The following is an 18,660-nucleotide window of genomic DNA, read 5'->3' on the forward strand; positions in this document are numbered from 1 at the left end:
AGGGCACGCAGCGATAGCGCTGCAAGCCATGGGCATGACCGTGCCGGTGGATATGGGTGGCACCGCAGGCCGGACACTGCAGGCTGGCCTGCGCCGTCTGCTCAATCAGGGCGATGGCGGCATCTTGCGCCGTACCGTCCTGCAACAGGGCGATGCCGGCCAGGCGCTGGCGCTGCGACAACTGCGAGAACTGCTCGATGAAGGCCTGCCACTGGACTGGGTGCATGATGGTCTCCTGAAAGGAAATTCCTGATCGGTTAGACCTCAGCAACGTCAGAACGGTTCCACTTTTTTCGCTGACATAGCCAAATATTTCGACATGATCAGTGCAGCCAATGGCCGCGGAGAAATCCCCAACAAGCATGTCGTCTGGCTTGTAGACCGGATCCTTGTCAAACAGGGAAAGCCTCAACTCTACGGCACGGAGTTCGAATATGGCAGCAACAAAGTCGCTCCCATCCTGGATACTCGAAATTTGAATGCCCGCAGAAAAAAGATGGGACTTGCGCTCATGTCCCCATGAGATTTTTTGCAAGGCACCGCCGCGGCAACTGAGGCAATTGTTCGAGGCACGGTGCGGAGGGTATATCGTGCCACAATGATTGAATGGAGCGGCTTACAATGACTGAAAAGCCCTTCATTCATATCCCGAGAGCCTGAAACAATGACAGATCAAAAACAGATATTGCGCGACTGGCTGGCATTAAAAGAATGGGAGTCATCGAGCGGGCCGGAAATTCCGCAGCATGTACTTACGATCCTGGATTCTTTTCCGGCCACCAATTACGCTGACGATGAAGCGCTGGAACTGTATTGCGCCACGCTCTCGACGCTGTTCAATTTTTACCGCACATCTGCATACCGTCATCATGAACGACTGGATCAGGCGCTGATCAAGCTTGGAACCTGTTCGAAGCAGCAATTCTGGCGCCCCGCTGTCGCGTTTTTGACTATGGCGCCTGGCCTGGGCAATGAAGCCATCCCGCGATGGGTAGAGGCCCTGCAACTAAGCGCCGAGCAGCAGCGTCAACTCGAAACCGAGCGATTCCACGCGCTGCGCTAGCCATCTCAGGCGCCAAGCAACTGATATGCCTTGTCCTGCAAGGCTATCGCCATGTCTTCCAGACGCCGCGCCTGTTCTGCATCTTGCTCGAACCTTTGCACGAAACCGTTATAGATATCGACAAAGGCGGCCGCCAGCGTTTTCGGCACCGCATCCTGGTCCTGATAGTGCACGATCAGCACATCGAGCGCCGCATACAGCTCGGCAATCTCCACATCCGTAATGGCGATCCTCGTCCTGATCCTGACTGGAATCGACTCCGGCCCCAGCAAGCGCGCCTCGACCATGGCGAGGGCTGCCTCAGGCGTCATGGCCAGCCCGTTCAAGGCAGGCGGTGCCGGAACGTCGGCTCGATATTGCGCGCATGCAGCCACTGCACGATATCTTCCAGGGTGGCGTCCTGCAGCAGCAGGCCAGCGCTTGGCGCCGGCGCCTTGACCACGGCAGCGACCGACGCCGGTGCCGCAGCGGACACTGCCGCCACGCCCGCATGCTGCTGCAGCGTGGCCAGTGCCCTGGCGAACTGCGCGACCGTCATGCCGCGCAGGCTTTCCAGGAACCCCAGCTGGGCGTGCAGGGGCGGCGGCATGTCCAGCCCCGGCTCGTCAACAAACGAGGCGCCCATGCCGGGGTGAATGAATGCCGCCCATTTACCGGACGGCTGCAGGCACGGCGGCAGTTCGACCGATTCCAGCAAGGCGGCCGGCGCAGTAGCCAGGATATCGGTGCTGGCGGGCAGGAAGACTTTACGCAGCAGTTGCAAAAACTGGCTGGCCTGGGCCACCGGCACGGCGCTGTCCAGCGACAGCCACAGATAGAACGAGCTGCGCCCCGAAATGCTCACAGCCGGCGCCGGCAGGTCGAGTTCATGCTGCAGCGCATTGGCAATCGCGCACAAGTCGCTCCAGTGCTTTTCGCCGCCGCCCTTGCCGCCAAATTCCAGCACCAGCGTGCGCGTCAGCCCTGCCTGATTGACCAGTTGGGCCGCGACGGCCGGGCCGCCGGCCACCTGGCGCGCCAGCACCTCCGGCGTCAATGGCTGGCCGTCCGTGTCCTGCTGGCCATCGGCCAGGTACAGCCTGGCCAGTTCGGAAATCAATTTGTGCATGCCCGCCTTTGTCATCCGGCCGCGCCACCGTTGGCGAGGCTGTTGCGATTATAGCCGAGCCGTTTCAGCGTTGCGCCGCATCGGCAAGCCCGGCGCCATGTCAGCCGTCGGTCGAGACCGTCAGCTCCTCCCATGCATGGAACTGACGCAGCAGTTCATCGAGCTTGCCGCGTACCAGTTGCAGTGCATCGCTGCCCAGCAGCAGATGCGTGGGCGGCGCTTCGCTGTCGATGACCGCCAGCATCGCGCGCGCGGCCCTGGCTGGATCGCCCGGCTGTTTGCCGCTCTTTTCCTCGCGCGCATGGCGCACCGGATCGAACAGCGGGTCGTAATCCGCAATCGAGCGCGCGGTGCGCTGCATCGAGCGGCCGGCCCAGTCGGTGCGAAACGAGCCCGGCGCCACGGCAGTGACGGCGATACCGAAGGCCTGGACTTCCCTGGCGAGCGCGTCCGAGATGCCTTCGAGCGCGAATTTGCTGCCGCAGTAATAGGCGATGCCGGGCATCGTCATGTAGCCGCCCATCGAGGTGATATTGAGGATATGCCCGCGCCGGCGTGCGCGCATGAACGGCAGCACGGCCTTGATCATGGCGACCGGGCCGAACACATTGACGTCGAACTGGCGGCGCAGGTCCGACAGCGGCGATTCTTCCAGGATGCCTTCGTGGCCGTAACCGGCATTGTTGACCAGCACATCGACCGCACCAAGCTCTGCTTCCATTTCCGCGACCATACTGTCGATCGCATCGAATTGCGTCACGTCGAGCAGGCGCGCGTGGGCACGCCCCGGACAGAGGGCCTCGAACGCTTGCGCAGCCTGCGCGTTCCGGACCGTACCGACCACGCGGTGGCCTTGCGCCAGCGCCTGTTCGGAAAGAGCGCGGCCAAAGCCGCTGCTGACACCGGTGATCAGCAAGAGTTTATTGGATGACATGGGAACTTTTCTGAGTGGAGTGAACACGCATGTTATTCTTCAAAAACCGCTTCAATAAGCCACGATCGCCTGATTTTCTTGCCTAAAACTATGCTCGACCCGATAGCCGACCATGCAACTGACTGGGTGCAGGACCGCATGGTCGAGCTGCTGCGCACCCTGGCGCCCAGCGACGGCTATAACCTCACTGCCCTGCCCAGCGTGCGGATCCTGCGTTCCGACCGGGCGTTGTCGCGCACGCCGGTACTCTACGATCCCGGTATCGTGATCGTCTGCCAGGGCTGCAAGCGCGGGTATTTCGGCGACCGGCTGTACCTCTACGATGCGCAGCATTACCTGGCCGTGTCCGTTCCGGTGCCATTCGACATGGAAACAGATGCGACGGCCGCGCAACCGCTGCTGGCGCTGTACCTGCACCTCGATTTCGCCGTCGCCGCAGACCTGATGCTGCAGATCGACCGCGAGGCCCTGGCCGAAGCTGCCCAGGCGCCGCAGAGCATGCTGTCGAGCCCCATCGATGCGGACATGCGCGCCACGGTGTGGCGTTTGCTGCAAGCGTTGAGCCGGCCGCTGGAGGCGGCGGTACTGGGCCCGAACCTGCTGCGCGAACTGTATTTCCGGGTGCTGACCGGTGCGCAGGGAGGTGCGATGCGCGAGGCGCTGGCGCTGAAAGGCCAGTACGGCAGGATCGGGAGGGCTTTGCGCCGCATCCATGCCGGTTATGCGGAGGCGCTCGACCTGGCGCAGCTGGCCCGCGAAGCGGGCATGAGCATTCCCGCTTTCCACCAGCACTTCAAGGCCATCACGCAAACCTCGCCGATCCAGTACCTGAAATCGACGCGCCTGCACCAGGCCCGTTTGCTGATGGTGCGCCAGGACCTGACTGCCGAAGCGGCCTGCTACGCCGTGGGCTACACGAGCGCGTCGCAGTTCAGCCGCGAGTTCCGGCGGCTGTTCGGCTTGAGCCCGGCATTGGAGGCCAGGCGGATGCGAAAGCACTTTGCCCTGCCGCCAGCGTTTCCCGGCGCCGAATTTGTGTCGTCACACTGAAAACATAGTCCAGCTTTAACGCGTCTTTTTGTCTTGCCGCACCAGAAAGACGAGTACCAGCAGCAGTGCCAGCGCCAGCATGGCCGCCGCACTCGACAGTGCAAAGGTAACGCGGTGCGCCAGCAGCGCCACGCCGGCCAGCTTGCGCGCGCCCAGCGCCGAGATTGCCACCAGCACGGCCAGTCCCAGCGAATTGCCCAGCTGGTGCGCCACATTGACGATGCCCGAAGCGGCGCCCGCGTCCGCCTTGTTCACGCCCTGCACGCCAGCGGCCGTCAGCGGACTTAGCGCCATGCCCTGCCCTGCGCCGATCAGCACCATCGGCAAGGCCACGCCCAGCCAGTACGGAGTGGCGACGCCGGCCAGGCTCAGCCACGCCATGCCGGCCAAGCCGCAGGCCAGTCCCATGGCCAGCAGCGGGCCGTTGCCGAAGCGGCGCGTCAGGGCCGGCACGCGCAGCGCCACGGCAAAGTTCACCAGCGTCATCGGCAGGAACGCCATGCCGGTCAGCGACGGCGAGTAGTGCAGCACCACCTGCAGGAACTGCGTGCCGAAAAAGAAAAAACCGATCATCGCGCCCAGGAACAGCACGCGCGCCGCATAGGCGGCCGAGCGCTGGCGGCTGGCAAACAGGCGCAGCGGCATGATCGGCTGCGCCGCGCGGCGCTCGATGGCGATAAAGGCAGCCAGCAACAGCAGGCCCGCCGCCAGCGCCGCCCGCGTGATGCCATCGCCCCAGCCGGCGCTGGCCGAGCGGATCAGGCCGTAGACCAGCGCCGTCATGCCCAGCGTGGAAGCGGCGGCGCCGGCCACGTCGAAGCGCCCGGCCGCCGGTTCGCTCTCGGCGATATGGCGGCGCGCGGCCCAGATCATGGCGATGCCGATCGGCAGGTTGATAAAGAAGCCGACGCGCCACGACAGCCATTCGGCCAGCACGCCGCCCAGCACCAGCCCGACGCTGGCGGCAATGCCGGCCACGGCGCTGTACAGGGCAATCGCCCGCGTGCGCTCGCGCCCTTCGGCAAACGTGGTTTGCAGCAAGGCCAGCGTCGAAGGCGCCAGGATAGCCGCGCCCAAGCCCTGGATGGCGCGCGCGGCCACCATCATGGCGGGAGACCGGGCCAGGCCGATCGCCAGCGACGCCACGGTAAACAGCGCCAACCCGGCGACCAGCATGCGGCGCCGGCCGCAGGTGTCCCCGGCGCGCGCGGCCAGCAGCAGGAAGCCGCCGAAGCACAGGGTATATGCGCTCTGCACCCAGGCCAGGCCCGTGTCGCCAAAGCCCAGTTCCTGCTGTATCTTGGGCAGGCCGGTCAGCACGATCGAGGTGTCGAGCACGATCATCACGTAGCTGACGAGAATAATGGCAAGGATGGCGTTCGGTGACGCGCTGGCAGCATCGGCAGGGGAAGGATTTTTCATGCCTCCACTGTAAACACTGGCGATTGCAGCGACTAGATGCTAAAGTCGGCATGAACTTATTAGTGGAGCTAATGAATGGCGCAGACCAATTACAACGATTTGCTGGCCTTCCTGGCCGTCGCCCGCGAAGGCAGCTTTACCAGGGCGGCGGCCAAGCTGGGCGTATCGCAGTCGGCGCTGAGCCAGACCATCCGCGCGCTGGAAGAACGAATGGACCTGCGCCTGCTGGTGCGCACCACGCGCAGCGTGTCGGCCACCGAAGACGGCGAACACCTGCTGCGCACGGTGGCGCCCCGCTTCGACGAGATCGAAGCCGAGCTGGCCATGCTCAGCGAGCGGCGCAGCAAACCGGCCGGCACCATCCGCATCAGCGCCGGCGAACATGCGGCGCTGACGGTGCTGCAACCGGCCATCGCGCGCCTGCTGCCGCTGTATCCCGACATCAATGTGGAAGTGATCGTGGAAAACGGCATGACCGATATCGTCGCCGCGCGCTACGACGCCGGCGTGCGCCTGGGCGAACAGGTGGCGAAAGACATGATCGCCGTGCCGATCAGCGGCGACTTCCGCATGGCCATCGTCGCTTCGCCAGGCTACTTCGCCGGCCGTCCGCCACCAGTGACGCCGCAGGACCTGACCTCGCACAACTGCATCAACATGCGCCTGCCCACGCACGGCGGGCTGTATGTGTGGGAGTTTGCAAAAGACGGCAAGGAGATCAATGTGCGCGTCGAAGGCCAGCTCGTCTACAACAATCTGTCCATGCGCGTGCAGGCGGCAAAGGCTGGTTTGGGCCTGGCCTGCATTCCGCTTGATACAGCCGCGCCGCATGTGGCCGACGGCTCTTTGATCAGCGTGATGGAGGACTGGTGCCGGCCCTGGCCCGGCTACAAGCTGTACTATCCGAGCCGGCGCCATCCGACACCGGCGTTTACGCTGCTGGTGGAAGCGCTGCGCTTTCCGGCAAAGCCGCTGTAACGCCCTGCTTTTCCACCTTGCCGTGCATTACCATGATGGTCTGCTGCATCAGCGCGCACAGCGTTTCCTTGCCGTTCCGCACAGCAAACACTTCGGCCTGCGTGACGATCAGCGTGCGTCCGGGCCGCGCCACCGTGCCGCGCGCAATCAGCATCTCGCCATCGGCCGGCGCCAGCAGGTTCATCTTGTACTCGACCGTCAGCACCGACGCGCCGTCCGGCGCCAGCGTCATGGCCGCATAGCCGGCGGCCGAATCGGCGATCATGCCGACCACGCCGCCATGCACGAAACCATGCTGCTGCTCGATGCCGGCCCAGTGCGGCACGTGGATTTCGGCCGTGCCGTGGCCCAGCACGGGCAGGCTGGCCCGGATCAGCACCATGGCGTTCTGCAACTCGAAACTGGCGCGCACGCGTTCGGCGATCTGCGGGGCCAGGGATGGCGGGGTAGGCAAGGTCATGGATGGGCTTTCATGGCTTCCGGGGAAGACGCAACTCTACCGCTTTTATGGCCCCGCTGCGCCACTGCAGCGGCGTATGGTCATACACTGTCGCATCCATCGAATGGGCAATACCGATATCGTAGCCGGCCAGCATGCTGACGATGACCTGATCGAACTGGCTGGCTTCGGGATAACCGTCGAGCGCCGCCAGCGCCATGCGCTGCGCCAGCAATTGCCGTTGAGGCTGAGGCGACGCATCTGCCACGACCGCAGTCACAAACAGCCGATGTACGGTCCTGCCATCGGCCTTGAACGTCTGGTGCTGCACGCTGGCGCGCCAGACGCCGGGCATGTCGACGATATGGCGTTGTGCAGCGCGCAAGGCCTGCGCACTCGCGTCGTTGGGCAAATGCGGGAAAATCGCCACGCTGCCGGCGACAATGCCCAGCGCCAGCAGGATCGCCACCACCGCGTGGCCGCGCCAGATGCGCTCGACAAACAGCGTGATCCTGCCCTGCCCGGCATGCACCACATACGCGCCCACGGCCAGGTCGTACAGCGACTGGCGCGTCTTGCGGTTGAAGACGACCAGATAGGCGCTGATCAAACTCACCAGGCCGATCGGCACCAGCAGCGCCATGCCGATCCATTCCTGGCCCGGTGCGGCATCAATCTCGACACCGTTCAGGAAGTAAGGCACGCAAAAGATCGCAGCCCGTATCAATGCGGCAGCAATGCTCAGGGGCTCGCCCGTGCGCGTCACCACGCGTATGCCGAGCAGATGCATGCCTGCCGACTGCCCGCCGCGCAGATGGCTCTGCGTCAGGCCGAAGTACAGCAAGGCGATCACGAATCCCACCAGCCGGCCCCACGGGCCCATGGCGGAAAACTGGGCATGCAGCACGGCGCCCAGCGCAATGCCGAGCAAGCCGAGCAGGAATGTATCGATTACCGACGCCAGTATCCTGCGCCACAGCGGCGCGATCGGCGCCAGCGTCGCGGCATTGGCGTCGATCATCGCGTCCCATGACGGCGGCGTTAATTGCAATCCGGCCAGCCGCGCCTCGATCTCGGCCACCCGCTCCGGATAACGGGCCGCGTCGATACGGCCCAATATCTGCCGCAATTGCCGGGGAGTGTGATTGCTGTAATCCGGTGCGTCCATTGCTGTCCCATCTGTCATATTGTCTTGCAATATAACAATTCCCAGCCGAACGCGGAAGGAAACAAATCGGGCAGGTCGGGTAGGTCGGGTAGGTCGGGTTAGCGCGCAAGCGCGTAACCCGACAATATTGTTGGCCGTGGCTCTCACGCCGGTGGTGGTGTCGGATTACGGCCTGCGGCCTAATCCGACCTACGAATTGCACGCCGGCCAATTACGCGGCTTTCTCCCTTAAATTCAACGGCTCGGCTATCGTCAGCACCACCATAAAGGTCAGGCAGGAAATGGCCGCCATAAAGGCAAACACATAATCCCAGCCGTAATGGTCGAGCAGCATGCCGACGATCCACGGCGTGGCCGCGCCGCCCAGCTGGCCGCCCATGTTGACCACCGCATTGGCCACAGGGAATTTTTCTTTCGACACGAACTGCATCGGATACACCATATACGCCGAGAAGCCGATGCTCAGCAGCACGCCCGTCAGGAACAGCAGCGCGCCATATTGCAGCGGGTCGGCTGGCGCATGGATCAGCAGATACATCATGATGGCGGTCGACAGGGCCGAAATCAGCATGCCCGGTTTGCGGCGCTTGTCGAGCACGCGGTCGGCCAGAAGGCCACCCAGGATATTGCCGAACACGGCGCCGACCCATGGCGCGGCGGCCACCATGCCCATGTTCATGATGGAAAACTGTTTTACGGTCAGCAGATAGGTGGGTATCCAGGCCAGCAGCACGCTGGAAATGCCGAGCTGGCAGCAATAGCCGAGTGCGCAGCCGATAATATTCCACGACTTGAACACGCCGCGGCTGGTGGTAATGGCCGGTATTTTGCGCACGCGAATCAGTTTATCGAGCCACGGCATCGGCTTCGACGTGGCCGCCTCGCTGGTGCTGCGCCCGTCCGCCGTCTTTTCCTCGATGATGGCCAGTTCCGCTTGATTGACAAAGCGGCTTTCGGCCGGCTTGTTGGCGACCAGGAAGTACCAGACGATGGCCAGCAGAATGCCGGGCACGGAAAACCAGATGAATACCTCGCGCCAGCCCCAGGCGGCAATAATCGCCGCGCCCAGGATCGGCGTAATGACGGGGCCGAATTTCACCGATGACAGAAAAATGCCCGAGGCCGTGCCCTTCTCGCGCGACGGAAACCAGTGGTTGATGGTGGTCGTCACGCCGATCGGCAGCGGCCCTTCGGCCAGGCCCAGGCCGATGCGGCACAGCTTCAGCGAGAACAGCGAACCCACCAGTCCCGTCAGCCCGGTGGCGATCGAGGTCAGAATCATGGAAATGGTAAATACCTTGCGCACGCCGAACTTCGACAGCAGCCAGGCCGATGGCAGCTGCGCCAGCGCATAGGCGATCAGGAACAGGCTGACCAGTCCGCCCGCATCGGTATTGCTCATTTCAAATTCCTGGCGCAGGAACGGCAGCACGACGCCCAGGTTGGCGCGGTCGGCGGCGGCGATCGTGTAGACGATAAAGAACAGTGCGGCGACGATCCAGCGGTAGCGCGTCGGGCGCACCGTGGCGGGCGCCGCAATCGGCGCGGTAGTGGTGGCATGCATGAAGGTGTCTCCCCGTTTTATAGTTTTTGGCGAACTTAATTGAGTTCCAGCCGGCGCAGCGTCTCTTCCAGTCCCAGCAGTTCCACGGTCGTCGCGCCGTTGCGGATCTGCTGGCGGAAATGCGCTTCCTTGTCCTCGCGCTGCCGGCTTTTCGCCAGCACCTCCTCCACTTCATGCCGCTGCACCACCACCACCCCATCCTGGTCGCCGACAATGATGTCGCCCGGATTGATGCTGACGTCGCCGATGGTGACCGTCACATTGATGCGGCCCGGCTGGTGCTTGCCCGTGCCCTTGATCGACAGGCCGCGGCTGAATACGGGAAAGCCCGCTTCCGTCATGGCGGCCGCATCGCGCACGGCGCCGTGGATCACCAGGCCGGCCAGCCCGATGCGCAGCGCCTGCTCGGTAAACACGTCGCCCCATACGCCCGCTTCCAGGAAACCCTTGGCGTCGACCACCAGCACGTCGCCCGGTTGGGCCTTGAGCATGGCGTAGTGCAACATCAGATTATCGGCCGGACGCGCGTCGACCGTAAAGGCCGGGCCGGCCAGGCGCATGTGGGCGGCAATCGGCTTGATGCCGCTGTCGAGCGCGCCCTTGCCGCCCTGTGCTTCGTGCACGGTGGCGGCGCCCAGCTGGCGCAGGGCGTGCAGCGTCTCGATGGAAACTGGTTGGTCCATGATGTGTGTCCTGTGATGTTGAGGTGAATGGATCAGGCGTCTGGCGCGGGTTTGCGCTGCAGCGTGTGGTAGCCGAATTCGCGCCGCGCCTGCGCCAGGGGCATGCCGCTTAGCGCGGCGGCCACGATGCGCGCTTCGACCGCCTGCATGGCCAGCGCCCGCTCGAACACCTGTGCGGCGCGCGCGGCCGGCACGAACACCACGCCGTCCTGGTCGGCCACCACGATGTCGCCGGGCGAAACGCGCACGCCAGCCACGCTGACGGGGCCGCGGACGGCGTCGACTTGTACCCGGTCCTTGCCGGTGCGCATGAAGCGCCCCAGCGCAAACAGCGGGTAGCCGGCAGCGTCGGCTTCCTCGGTGTCGCGGCAGACGCCATGCACCACCGTGCCGGCTACCGCGCGGTGCGCCGCCAGCTGGCTCATGATGCCGCCCCAGACGGTGCAATCCAGGCGGCCAGCATTGTCGAGCACGGCCACGCTGCCGGCGGCAATATCATCGAGATAATCGCCCACGGTGCCGGGCTGTGCGGTATCCACGGGCGCGAAGCGGACGGTAAACGCAGGGCCGAACAGGCGCCGTGGCCCCGCCACCGGCGCCACGCCCGGCGCGCTGCCGGGCAGGCCGAAATAGTCGAGTGCGTCCGATACTTCCGCGCTGGAAAGAGCGCGGGCCTGCGCAAATTGATCTTGTTCCATGCAACGTCTCCATCGATCTTGTTGTCGTGGAGGGCAGTTTCATATAAAGTTAATTCAAGATCAAACATCGAATATTGACTCTTGAATCAATTAAATTGAACTTATGATGAATCTGCGGCAGATACGCTATTTTTGCGAAGTGGTGGAAGCGGGCAGCGCCGCCCTTGCGGCCGAGCGCCTGCACGTGGCGCAGACCGCCATCAGCATGCAGCTGAGCCAGCTTGAAGCGCACCTCGGTGGCGAACTGTTCGACCGCTCGCGCCGGCCGATGGAGCCGACCGCGCTGGGCCGGTTCTTCTATCCGCGCGCCAAGGAGCTGCTGGTGCAGGCGGCACGCCTCGATAACGAAGCGAAGGGCATCGCCACCGGCAGCCATGGCTGGCTGGGCATCGCGTTTACCCGCTCGGCCACGTTTTCCGTGCTGCCCCGGGCGATCCGCCAGTTTCGCGCCGCCTACCCGGACGTGCAGCTGGACCTGGTCGAAGCGCTGTCCGAATACCAGCCGGCGCAGCTGCGCCAGGGCCGCATCGATATCGGCCTGTCGCGCTTTATCGGCCCGTTCGAGGCGCCGCCCGACCTGTGCCACGCGCTGGCCATTGACGATCCGCTGGTGGCCGCCCTGCCGCTGCAGCATCCGCTGGCCGGAAAACAGTCGGTCAGCGCGGCCGACCTGGCGGCAGTGCCCTTCATCCTGTATCCGAAGGACCCGATCAGCCCGTTCGGCCAGCAGATCGTCGGCGCGCTCAAGGCCGCCGGTGCCGAGCCTGCGGTGGCGTATTCAGCGGTGGAAATCTATACGGCCCTGTCGCTGGTAGCGGCCGGTCTTGGCGCCACGCTGGTGGCGCGTTCGATCGCCGAAAACAACCGTACCGACGTGGTGTTCCTGCCGGTCAGCGACATCGACGCCAGCACCACGGTGGTGGCGGTCACGCGCGCGGGCGAGCAAAGCCGGCTGGTGGCCGCCTTCCTCGATATCCTGGCCGCTGGCGCGGTGCACGAATAGCGCTGCCGGCGCACGCATGGCAGCCTAATCGACACGCTCGGCAAAATTGACCCATAATGACGTCATTCCTTTGGCATTTTTACTGATTTCACAACCTATGCAAGCAAGTCCTCTCAGCAGCCTGTCCCAGCTTCTCGCCCGTGCCCAGAGCGAGACCCTCGCGTTCCCCACCAATGTCAACACGGCCCTGCGCCTGCAGCAGGAACTGGGCAATCCCGATTGCCATGCGGCCGACATCCATCGCCTGCTGCTGTCCGAGCCCGGCCTGTCGGCGCGCGCCGTGTCGCTTGCCAATTCCGTCATGTTCGCCCATGGCCACACGCCGACCGTCACCAGCGTGCGCGCGGCCGTCGAGCGCCTCGGCTACCGCAACCTGCTGTCGCTGGCCACGGCGGCCGTGATCCGCCAGATGAACACCGGCATCAAGGACGAAGCCTTGCGCGCCAAGGCATCGCAGCTGTGGGCGCACACCGTCCACGTGGCGGCGCTGGCGCATGAAATTGCCCGCACGATTACCCATGTCGACGCGGACACGGCCATGTTTGCCGGCATCGTGCATGAAGTGGGCGGACTGTATGTGCTGGCCGAAGCCGACAAGACGCCCGGCCTGTACCAGCAGCTGGAAACGCGGATGGCGCCGGTGCTGGAAATCGTCGGCCGCGCGCTGATGCGCCAGCTGGTGGTGCCTAGCCAGGTGGCCGACGCCGTCGTCACCCTGCCCGGCGCCACGGTGCTGCTGCCGCCGGCCGGCCTGCGCGACACGCTGCTGCTGGCCAAGGCGATTGCCCCGGTCGCGTCGCCCCTGCCGCAACTGCCGGTAGCCGACAACGAAGGGCTGCGGCGCTACCTGGAACAGGATCCGGTGTTGCAGGAACTGCGCGGTAATCCATCGGCCGAGGCAAAATCGCTGATCGCAGTATTGCTGGGGTGAACTGATCTGCTATGATGGAAGAGTTGCCGGGGATACGCCCGGCCTGCCCAACCTGCATCATCAGTACACTGGAAACTGCCTTGACTATCTCTCTTCGCATGCTCGGCCTGGCCGCAGCACTGACCGTGGCGTGCAACGCCAACGCCGACAGCTTTGCCTCCTCGGCCTCCAGCGCCGGCTCCGCGTCGAGCGGCAGCGTATCCGATTCGCTGAGCGGATCGAGCAACAGCTCGAAAACCGACAGGCGCGTCGATAACGGCCCATACCGCATCATCGATATCGCTGCCACGCCTGGCCACGCCGGCATGACGCGCCTGACCATGCAGGCCGAAACGGCCCAGCAGCCGCTGGTGCTGGACCTGCCGCAAGCAACCTTCGCGCAGCAGCAACTGGCGCAAGGCGATATGGTGCACGCACAGAACCGTGCTTACGGCATCGAGTTTTCGCGCAACGACACGCGTGCCGCCTTCTTCCTGGTGCTGGCCGACGACTGGTACGGCGAACTCGGCACCCGTCCGGTCAGCATGTGAGACTGCGCGCTTTCTGCGCGCTGCTGTTCGCCTTCGCCGCGGCCACCGGCAGCGCGGCATCGGCCGGCTCCCTTTCCTCTTCCCGCTTCTGCGACCGCTCGCAGGAGCTGACAGCGTCCGAACAGGATAAATTGCTGCGCTTTGCCGCCGTGGTGCGCGACGAGCTGGCGGCTACCGAAGGCAGCGTGGCATTGATCAGCCGTTCCGGCCTCGACCTGTCGCGCTTCGGTATCCGCTATTCCCACGCCGCGCTGGCCTGGCGCCACGACGATGACGCCGGCTGGTCCGCGCGCCAGCTCTACTACGCTTGCGACGAGGGCCGCCCGCGCATCTTCGACCAGGGCACGGCCGGTTTCGCCATGGGCACCGACGACCCGCAGCTCGGCTACATCTCCATCGTGCGCCTGCCGGCGGAGACGGTGCCGCCGCTGCGCCGAACGCTGCTCGACCCGTCGCGCGTGCAGCATCTGCTGGCCGGCAGCTACAGCGCCAACGCCTACGCCTACGGCCTGGACTACCAGAACTGCAATCAATGGGTAGTGGAACTGCTGGCCGCTGCCTGGGGCGACCTGGCCGACGGCATGGATTTGCGCGAGCGCGCCCAGGCGTGGCTGCGCACTGCTCCCTACACCCCCGAAGCGGTAACCATCCGCTCGCGCTGGCTGATGTTCGGCGCCGCCTTCGTGCCGCTGGTGCACCTGGGCGACCATCCGCGCGAGGCCGTCGATGCCATGCAGCTGCAGGTCAGCCTGCCCTCGACCCTGGAGACCCTGGTGCGCCAGCGCCTGCCCGCCAGCGAGCGGGTCGAAATCTGCCACGACGGCAGGCAGGTGGTGGTGCACCAGGGCTGGGAGCCGGTGGCGGAAGGCTGCGTTCCGGGTGAAAATGACCGGGTGATTGTGCTCGACTGAACGCTGCGCGACCGTGACATCCATTCATGAAATCCATGCATTCCCCGCTCACATGGCGGAGCGGGCCAGGCAGGTCGTCCTGCGGCTGGCGCCTGGCCAGACGCATCCGCCGGCCGCGCCGGTCATTTCCGTCCGCCTTGCAGAGCAACTGATTGCTTTCCCCTACCGCGTCTATTACGACCAGCAACCGCTCCTGGCGGCCCTGGAGGGGGACCGCGACAGCGCGCTGATCGGCGCTTGCCTGGGCACGCGGCATTACAACGGTTTCTTGCGTGAACAGTGCCTGCATCGCCTGCTGACATTCGACGAGAGCTGGACAGCGGCTTTCGTCATCCAGCTGCTCGGCGAGTACGTGTTGGAAATCGTCCAACCCATCCACGACCGCTACGCCAACGGGGTGGAAGAGAAGTACGCGGACTTCTACCGGCAGAACACCCTGCATTGCCGGTATCTGGAACAGCGCGCCATCAGCTACTGGAATGAACAGTATCGCTGCCGTTTCCCGCGCCATGCCGATTATCCGGCAGTACGGGCCTTTGCCGCGCTGAAAAAGGCAGCCATCCGTCAGCCCTGCACCACCAGCGACTCGCCAATCGCATAAAACTGCCCGCCCGCGATATAGTGCAGGCTGCGCAGCGACGGGTCGGCATCCTGGAACTGCCAGTGCCCGTCACGAAACACGCGCGTATCGGCCCAGGCGCCCACCACTTCGCCGATAAACAGATCATAGGTAGCCTGGTTGTGCGGCTCGGGTACCAGCCGGCAGGCCAGCCAGGCCGAGCATCCCGCAACAAACGGCTGGTCGTGGCCCTCAGCATCGAACAGTTCCACGCCGGCGCGCGCCAGCTTGTCGGGGGTATCGCCCAGGCTGTGCGTGCCCACCGCGTGCGTCAGCTGCAGCTGCGCTGCGGTGGGCACCTGGATCACGAACAGGCCGCTGCCCTCCACCAGCGCGCGCGTACGCGTAGCCTTGTCCAGCACCACGGTCAGCTTGGGCGGTGCAAAATCGAGGGCGCAGGCCCATGATGCCGCCATCACGTCATCGACGCCGCCGTGGCGGGCCGAGACCAGAACAGCGGGACCATGGTTGATCAGGCGATAGGCTTTTTCCAGCGGTACTTCCTTGATATGGCTCTGCATTGTTTTCCTTGTTGTCTATGACAGTTGTGCCGACGCGATCACCTGCACCCCCGGCCTGGCCGCTATTGCCGCCTCCAGCAGCGCCTGCGCAATGCGCCTGGCCGGATTGATGCGCCAGCGGGCCGGCAGCACGGGCGCCAGCGCCGTCAGCACAAAAGCCAGCGCCGCCTCGCCGGCGCGGACGGTGGCGCGTTCGCCGCCGATCAGGCCCGGGCGCACATGGGTCAGCGAAGCGAAGCCCAGTGTCGCCAGCGCCGCTTCCAGCTCGCCTTTCACGCGGTTGTAGAAAAAACGCGAGGCAGCGTTGGCGCCGGTGGCCGAATTGAGCACGTAGGCCGGCGTGCCAGCCGCATGCGCCAGGCGCGCCACGGCCAGCGGATAATCGAAGTCCACGCGCCGGAATGCGGCCTGCGAGCCGGCCACTTTCATGGTGGTGCCCAGCGCACAGATCACGGCATCGGCGCGCCACCAGGCGGCGTCCTGCGGCAGCGCGTCGAAGTCGACCCCTGGCGCCAGCAGTTTCGGATGTGGCGGCAACGGTTTGCGCGCCAGCGCGGTCACCGTTGTCACGCGCGCATCGGCCAGCGCCAGGCGCAGCACATGGGTTCCCACCAAACCGGTGGCGCCGGCCAGTATCAGATGCATCGGGATTCTTCCTTTCATGTGGAAGCCCTACCTTACAACATCACGGCGTCAGGCGTGCGTGTGATAGATTTTGCTGACAATGGTCCACTCGCCGTCCACCTTCAGCAGGTTGAAAAAGTCGGTGAAGCGGTAGCCGGAGATATTGTCCGTATCGACACGGGCGCTAGCCGCCGTGCCGACGATATCGATGCGCACGATGGCCGCCTGCGCTTCGGGCGATGGCCTGAATGCCGCGTCGATGGTGCTGAACAAACCCTCGATGGCGCCGCCGGCCAGCTTGCCTTCTGCATCGATGCCGAAGATGGTGGCTTGCGCGTTGAAGGCCGGGCGCATGATGCGGCTGTCGGCCTTTGCGCCGCCGGCATTGTATTGTTCCAGCACCCTGACGATGGCCTGGTGGTCCTGCACGTAAGTTGGATTGCTCATGGTGTCTCCTGTGAAAAATCAATATTGGCCGGTTGGCCAGTCGGTGTAACCGGCGGCCCCGCCGCCGTAATACGCCTCACGCGGCGCAACAGCCAGCGCGGCGCCGTGGCGCAGGCGCGCCACCAGGTCGGGATTGGCGATAAACGGACGGCCGAACGCCACCGCATCGACCTTGCCGTCTGCCAGGCGCGCCTGCGCCAGCGGCAGGTCATAATGGTTGTTGCCGATATACGGGCCGTCGAACAGCGCGCGCAGCGCGTCCAGGTCCACGCCGTCGGGCACGTCGCGCGAGGTGGCGGTGGCGCCTTCGACAAAGTGCAGATACGCCAGCTTCAGGGGGTTCAGCTGTTCGATCAGGTAGCCATAGGTGGCCATCACGTCGCTGTCGACTGGCGTATTGCCGGCGTCCGGCGTGACGGGCGACAGGCGGATGCCCACTTTGTCCGCACCCCACACGTCCACTACCGCCCGGGTCACTTCCAGGGTCAGGCGGGTGCGGTTGGCGATCGTTCCGCCATAGGCGTCGGTGCGCCGGTTGGTGGCGTCGCGCAGGAACTGGTCGAGCAGATAGCTGTTTGCCGAATGCACTTCCACACCATCGAAACCGGCGCGCCTGGCGCACTGCGCCGCATGCACGTACTGCAGGACGATGCCGGCGATCTCGTTCGTTTCCAGCGCGCGCGGCATGGACACGGGCTGCATGCCGGTCGCCGTAAACGTGCTGCCGTCGGCGGCAATCGCCGACGGCGCGACGGGCGCGCCGCCTTCCGGCTGCAGGCTCACATGCGAAAAGCGCCCAACATGCCACAGCTGGCAGACAATCTTGCCGCCAGCGGCGTGCACGGCGTCGGTCACCAGCTTCCAGCCCGCCACTTGTTCGTCAGTCCAGATGCCGGGCGTCAGTGCATAGCCGCGGCCCTGCTGCGAGATATTGGTCGCCTCGCTGATGATCAGGCCGGCGCTGGCGCGCTGGGCGTAGTATTCGGCGTGCAGCGCGTTCGGCACGCCATCGTCGCCCATGCGGCTGCGCGTCAGCGGTGCCATCACGATGCGGTTGGCCAGCGCCAGCGCGCCGAGGGTCACGGGGGCAAACAGGTCGCCATGTGGTTTATCATTCAGCAATTCATTGCTCATAGTTGACCGGTCGTTTAGTAAATAAGGAAAAAAACCTGCCGGGAAGATATCAACCCAGCAGCTTGGCGGTGGTCAGCATGGCAGTACCGAACGGCTCGCCACTCCTGTCCACCTTGACCAGCAGCGAGGCGCCCAGCCACAGCTGGTACAGCGCTTCGGCCAGCACGCGCGCCGGCATGCCCGGCGGCACAGAACCGTCGCCGCGCCCCGCGTCGATGCACGCCGCCAGCCGGTCGACAATGGCTTGCGTGCCGCGCTGCAGCACCGCGCCCATATCCACCGACATGTCGCACACTTCCGCACCCAGCTTGACCACCAGGCATTTGCCTTCCGGCGCGGCGCTGGCCTGGTTGTCGGCCCAGAACTGAAAATACGCGAGCAAGCGCTGATGAGCGTTGCCGGGGCCGTGCAGCAAAACGTCGACCTGCGCCAGGTAGGTGGTGAAATACTCGTCCAGCAAAGCCTGGCCGAATTCTTCCTTGGACTTGAAATAATAGTAGAACGAGCCTTTCGGCACGCCGGCGGCGGCCACCAGTTCGGCCAGGCCGACAGCCGTATAGCCTTTCTCGGCCATCAAAGCCTTGGCTACATCGATCAGGTGCTGGCGCATGTCGGCGGCGGATTTCTTTGTCATGCGGACAGTATAGCAAAAAATCTGACCGGTCGTCTACAAGGCAAAGTCCGGCGCTGCCGCCTTGCGTTCGCTGTAGCGGCTGGTGAGATACTCGCTGCGCTCGCGTACCACCAGCGTGAATTTATAAAGCTCTTCCATCACGTCGACCAGGCGGTCGTAGCAGGCCGCCGGTTTCATGCGCCCTTCCTCGTCGCACTCC

The 18,660-nt window shown here is 64.6% G+C and carries 22 protein-coding genes and 2 pseudogenes; 8 read left to right on the forward strand and 16 right to left on the reverse strand.

Annotated features, from left to right (window positions below):
- Positions 1-226: pseudogene (locus RTQ46_RS26170) on the reverse strand (IS1595 family transposase); the annotation flags it as partial.
- Positions 227-664: 438 nt separating this feature from the next.
- Here RTQ46_RS26170 and RTQ46_RS26175 point away from each other — a divergent pair.
- On the forward strand, positions 665-1,063 hold the full coding sequence (locus RTQ46_RS26175; protein WP_312440531.1) for a hypothetical protein: 399 nt from the start codon (positions 665-667) through the stop codon (positions 1,061-1,063).
- A 5-nt stretch (positions 1,064-1,068) separates the two neighbouring features.
- Here the strand turns inward: RTQ46_RS26175 and RTQ46_RS26180 are convergent, their stop codons facing one another.
- From RTQ46_RS26180 to RTQ46_RS26190, 3 genes are all read right to left on the reverse strand, one after another.
- Entirely contained in the window at positions 1,069-1,374 is a 306-nt protein-coding gene (locus tag RTQ46_RS26180) for a hypothetical protein (protein WP_312440532.1), read from the reverse strand.
- Between the two features lie 11 nt (positions 1,375-1,385).
- Positions 1,386-2,171 carry a hypothetical protein gene (locus tag RTQ46_RS26185; protein WP_312440533.1) on the reverse strand — a complete coding sequence of 262 codons (786 nt, stop codon included), beginning with the start codon at positions 2,169-2,171 and terminating at the stop codon, positions 1,386-1,388.
- Positions 2,172-2,271: 100 nt separating this feature from the next.
- On the reverse strand, positions 2,272-3,105 hold the full coding sequence (locus RTQ46_RS26190) for an oxidoreductase (protein ID WP_312440534.1): 834 nt from the start codon (positions 3,103-3,105) through the stop codon (positions 2,272-2,274).
- 90 nt (positions 3,106-3,195) lie between these two features.
- Between RTQ46_RS26190 and RTQ46_RS26195 the strand changes: the two genes are divergently transcribed.
- Positions 3,196-4,155, forward strand: a complete 960-nt coding sequence (locus tag RTQ46_RS26195) for an AraC family transcriptional regulator (protein WP_312440552.1) — start codon at positions 3,196-3,198, stop codon at positions 4,153-4,155.
- 15 nt (positions 4,156-4,170) lie between these two features.
- Here RTQ46_RS26195 and RTQ46_RS26200 read toward each other — a convergent pair whose 3' ends face one another.
- On the reverse strand, positions 4,171-5,577 hold the full coding sequence (locus RTQ46_RS26200; protein ID WP_312440535.1) for an MFS transporter: 1,407 nt from the start codon (positions 5,575-5,577) through the stop codon (positions 4,171-4,173).
- A 75-nt stretch (positions 5,578-5,652) separates the two neighbouring features.
- Between RTQ46_RS26200 and RTQ46_RS26205 the strand changes: the two genes are divergently transcribed.
- Positions 5,653-6,555 carry a LysR family transcriptional regulator gene (locus RTQ46_RS26205; RefSeq protein WP_312440536.1) on the forward strand — a complete coding sequence of 301 codons (903 nt, stop codon included), beginning with the start codon at positions 5,653-5,655 and terminating at the stop codon, positions 6,553-6,555.
- On the opposite strand, the gene RTQ46_RS26210 is transcribed toward RTQ46_RS26205, so the two are convergent.
- From RTQ46_RS26210 to RTQ46_RS26230, 5 genes are all read right to left on the reverse strand, one after another.
- Entirely contained in the window at positions 6,509-7,015 is a 507-nt protein-coding gene (locus RTQ46_RS26210; protein ID WP_312440537.1) for a PaaI family thioesterase, read from the reverse strand. The two genes, RTQ46_RS26205 and RTQ46_RS26210, sit on opposite strands and share 47 nt — an antisense overlap.
- Before the next feature lie 10 nt (positions 7,016-7,025).
- Entirely contained in the window at positions 7,026-8,162 is a 1,137-nt protein-coding gene (locus RTQ46_RS26215) for an RDD family protein (RefSeq protein ID WP_312440538.1), read from the reverse strand.
- Positions 8,163-8,373: 211 nt separating this feature from the next.
- The gene (locus RTQ46_RS26220) at positions 8,374-9,726 is read right to left on the reverse strand and encodes an MFS transporter (protein WP_312440539.1); all 1,353 of its coding nucleotides are present in this window, start codon (positions 9,724-9,726) and stop codon (positions 8,374-8,376) included.
- Between the two features lie 35 nt (positions 9,727-9,761).
- A complete protein-coding gene (locus tag RTQ46_RS26225) occupies positions 9,762-10,409 on the reverse strand; it encodes a 4-carboxy-4-hydroxy-2-oxoadipate aldolase/oxaloacetate decarboxylase (protein ID WP_312440540.1) in 648 nt (215 codons plus the stop codon).
- A gap of 32 nt (positions 10,410-10,441) precedes the next feature.
- Positions 10,442-11,107 carry an RraA family protein gene (locus tag RTQ46_RS26230; protein ID WP_312440541.1) on the reverse strand — a complete coding sequence of 222 codons (666 nt, stop codon included), beginning with the start codon at positions 11,105-11,107 and terminating at the stop codon, positions 10,442-10,444.
- A gap of 103 nt (positions 11,108-11,210) precedes the next feature.
- Between RTQ46_RS26230 and RTQ46_RS26235 the strand changes: the two genes are divergently transcribed.
- The 5 genes from RTQ46_RS26235 to RTQ46_RS26255 all read left to right on the forward strand — a co-directional run bounded on the left by RTQ46_RS26235 (position 11,211) and on the right by RTQ46_RS26255 (position 15,083).
- Positions 11,211-12,110 (forward strand): LysR family transcriptional regulator, encoded by a 900-nt coding sequence (locus RTQ46_RS26235; RefSeq protein WP_312440542.1) that lies wholly within the window; start codon positions 11,211-11,213, stop codon positions 12,108-12,110.
- Positions 12,111-12,207: 97 nt separating this feature from the next.
- The gene (locus tag RTQ46_RS26240; protein ID WP_312440544.1) at positions 12,208-13,041 is read left to right on the forward strand and encodes an HDOD domain-containing protein; all 834 of its coding nucleotides are present in this window, start codon (positions 12,208-12,210) and stop codon (positions 13,039-13,041) included.
- Between the two features lie 98 nt (positions 13,042-13,139).
- Entirely contained in the window at positions 13,140-13,571 is a 432-nt protein-coding gene (locus RTQ46_RS26245; RefSeq protein ID WP_312440553.1) for a hypothetical protein, read from the forward strand.
- Positions 13,568-14,482 (forward strand): DUF2145 domain-containing protein, encoded by a 915-nt coding sequence (locus RTQ46_RS26250; RefSeq protein WP_312440545.1) that lies wholly within the window; start codon positions 13,568-13,570, stop codon positions 14,480-14,482. The genes RTQ46_RS26245 and RTQ46_RS26250 overlap by 4 nt, the downstream gene beginning before the upstream one ends.
- A 13-nt stretch (positions 14,483-14,495) precedes the next feature.
- Positions 14,496-15,083 (forward strand): hypothetical protein, encoded by a 588-nt coding sequence (locus RTQ46_RS26255; protein WP_312440546.1) that lies wholly within the window; start codon positions 14,496-14,498, stop codon positions 15,081-15,083.
- On the opposite strand, the gene RTQ46_RS26260 is transcribed toward RTQ46_RS26255, so the two are convergent.
- The 6 genes and pseudogenes from RTQ46_RS26260 to RTQ46_RS26285 all read right to left on the reverse strand — a co-directional run.
- The gene (locus tag RTQ46_RS26260; RefSeq protein WP_312440547.1) at positions 15,047-15,622 is read right to left on the reverse strand and encodes a flavin reductase family protein; all 576 of its coding nucleotides are present in this window, start codon (positions 15,620-15,622) and stop codon (positions 15,047-15,049) included. The genes RTQ46_RS26255 and RTQ46_RS26260 overlap by 37 nt on opposite strands.
- Before the next feature lie 15 nt (positions 15,623-15,637).
- Positions 15,638-16,267: an NAD(P)H-binding protein gene (locus RTQ46_RS26265; RefSeq protein WP_312440548.1), complete on the reverse strand. Its 630-nt coding sequence runs from the start codon at positions 16,265-16,267 to the stop codon at positions 15,638-15,640.
- Positions 16,268-16,315: 48 nt separating this feature from the next.
- Positions 16,316-16,693, reverse strand: coding sequence for a nuclear transport factor 2 family protein (locus RTQ46_RS26270; RefSeq protein ID WP_312440549.1), 378 nt, complete (start codon positions 16,691-16,693; stop codon positions 16,316-16,318).
- Positions 16,694-16,711: 18 nt separating this feature from the next.
- Positions 16,712-17,827 (reverse strand): alkene reductase, encoded by a 1,116-nt coding sequence (locus tag RTQ46_RS26275; protein ID WP_409518379.1) that lies wholly within the window; start codon positions 17,825-17,827, stop codon positions 16,712-16,714.
- A gap of 49 nt (positions 17,828-17,876) precedes the next feature.
- Positions 17,877-18,461, reverse strand: a complete 585-nt coding sequence (locus tag RTQ46_RS26280; protein ID WP_312440551.1) for a TetR/AcrR family transcriptional regulator — start codon at positions 18,459-18,461, stop codon at positions 17,877-17,879.
- Positions 18,462-18,494: 33 nt separating this feature from the next.
- A pseudogene (locus RTQ46_RS26285) lies at positions 18,495-18,660 on the reverse strand (arsenical resistance protein ArsH); the annotation flags it as partial.

The organism is Janthinobacterium sp. (genome assembly GCF_031995485.1).
Classification (GTDB): Bacteria; Pseudomonadota; Gammaproteobacteria; order Burkholderiales; family Burkholderiaceae_D; genus Janthinobacterium.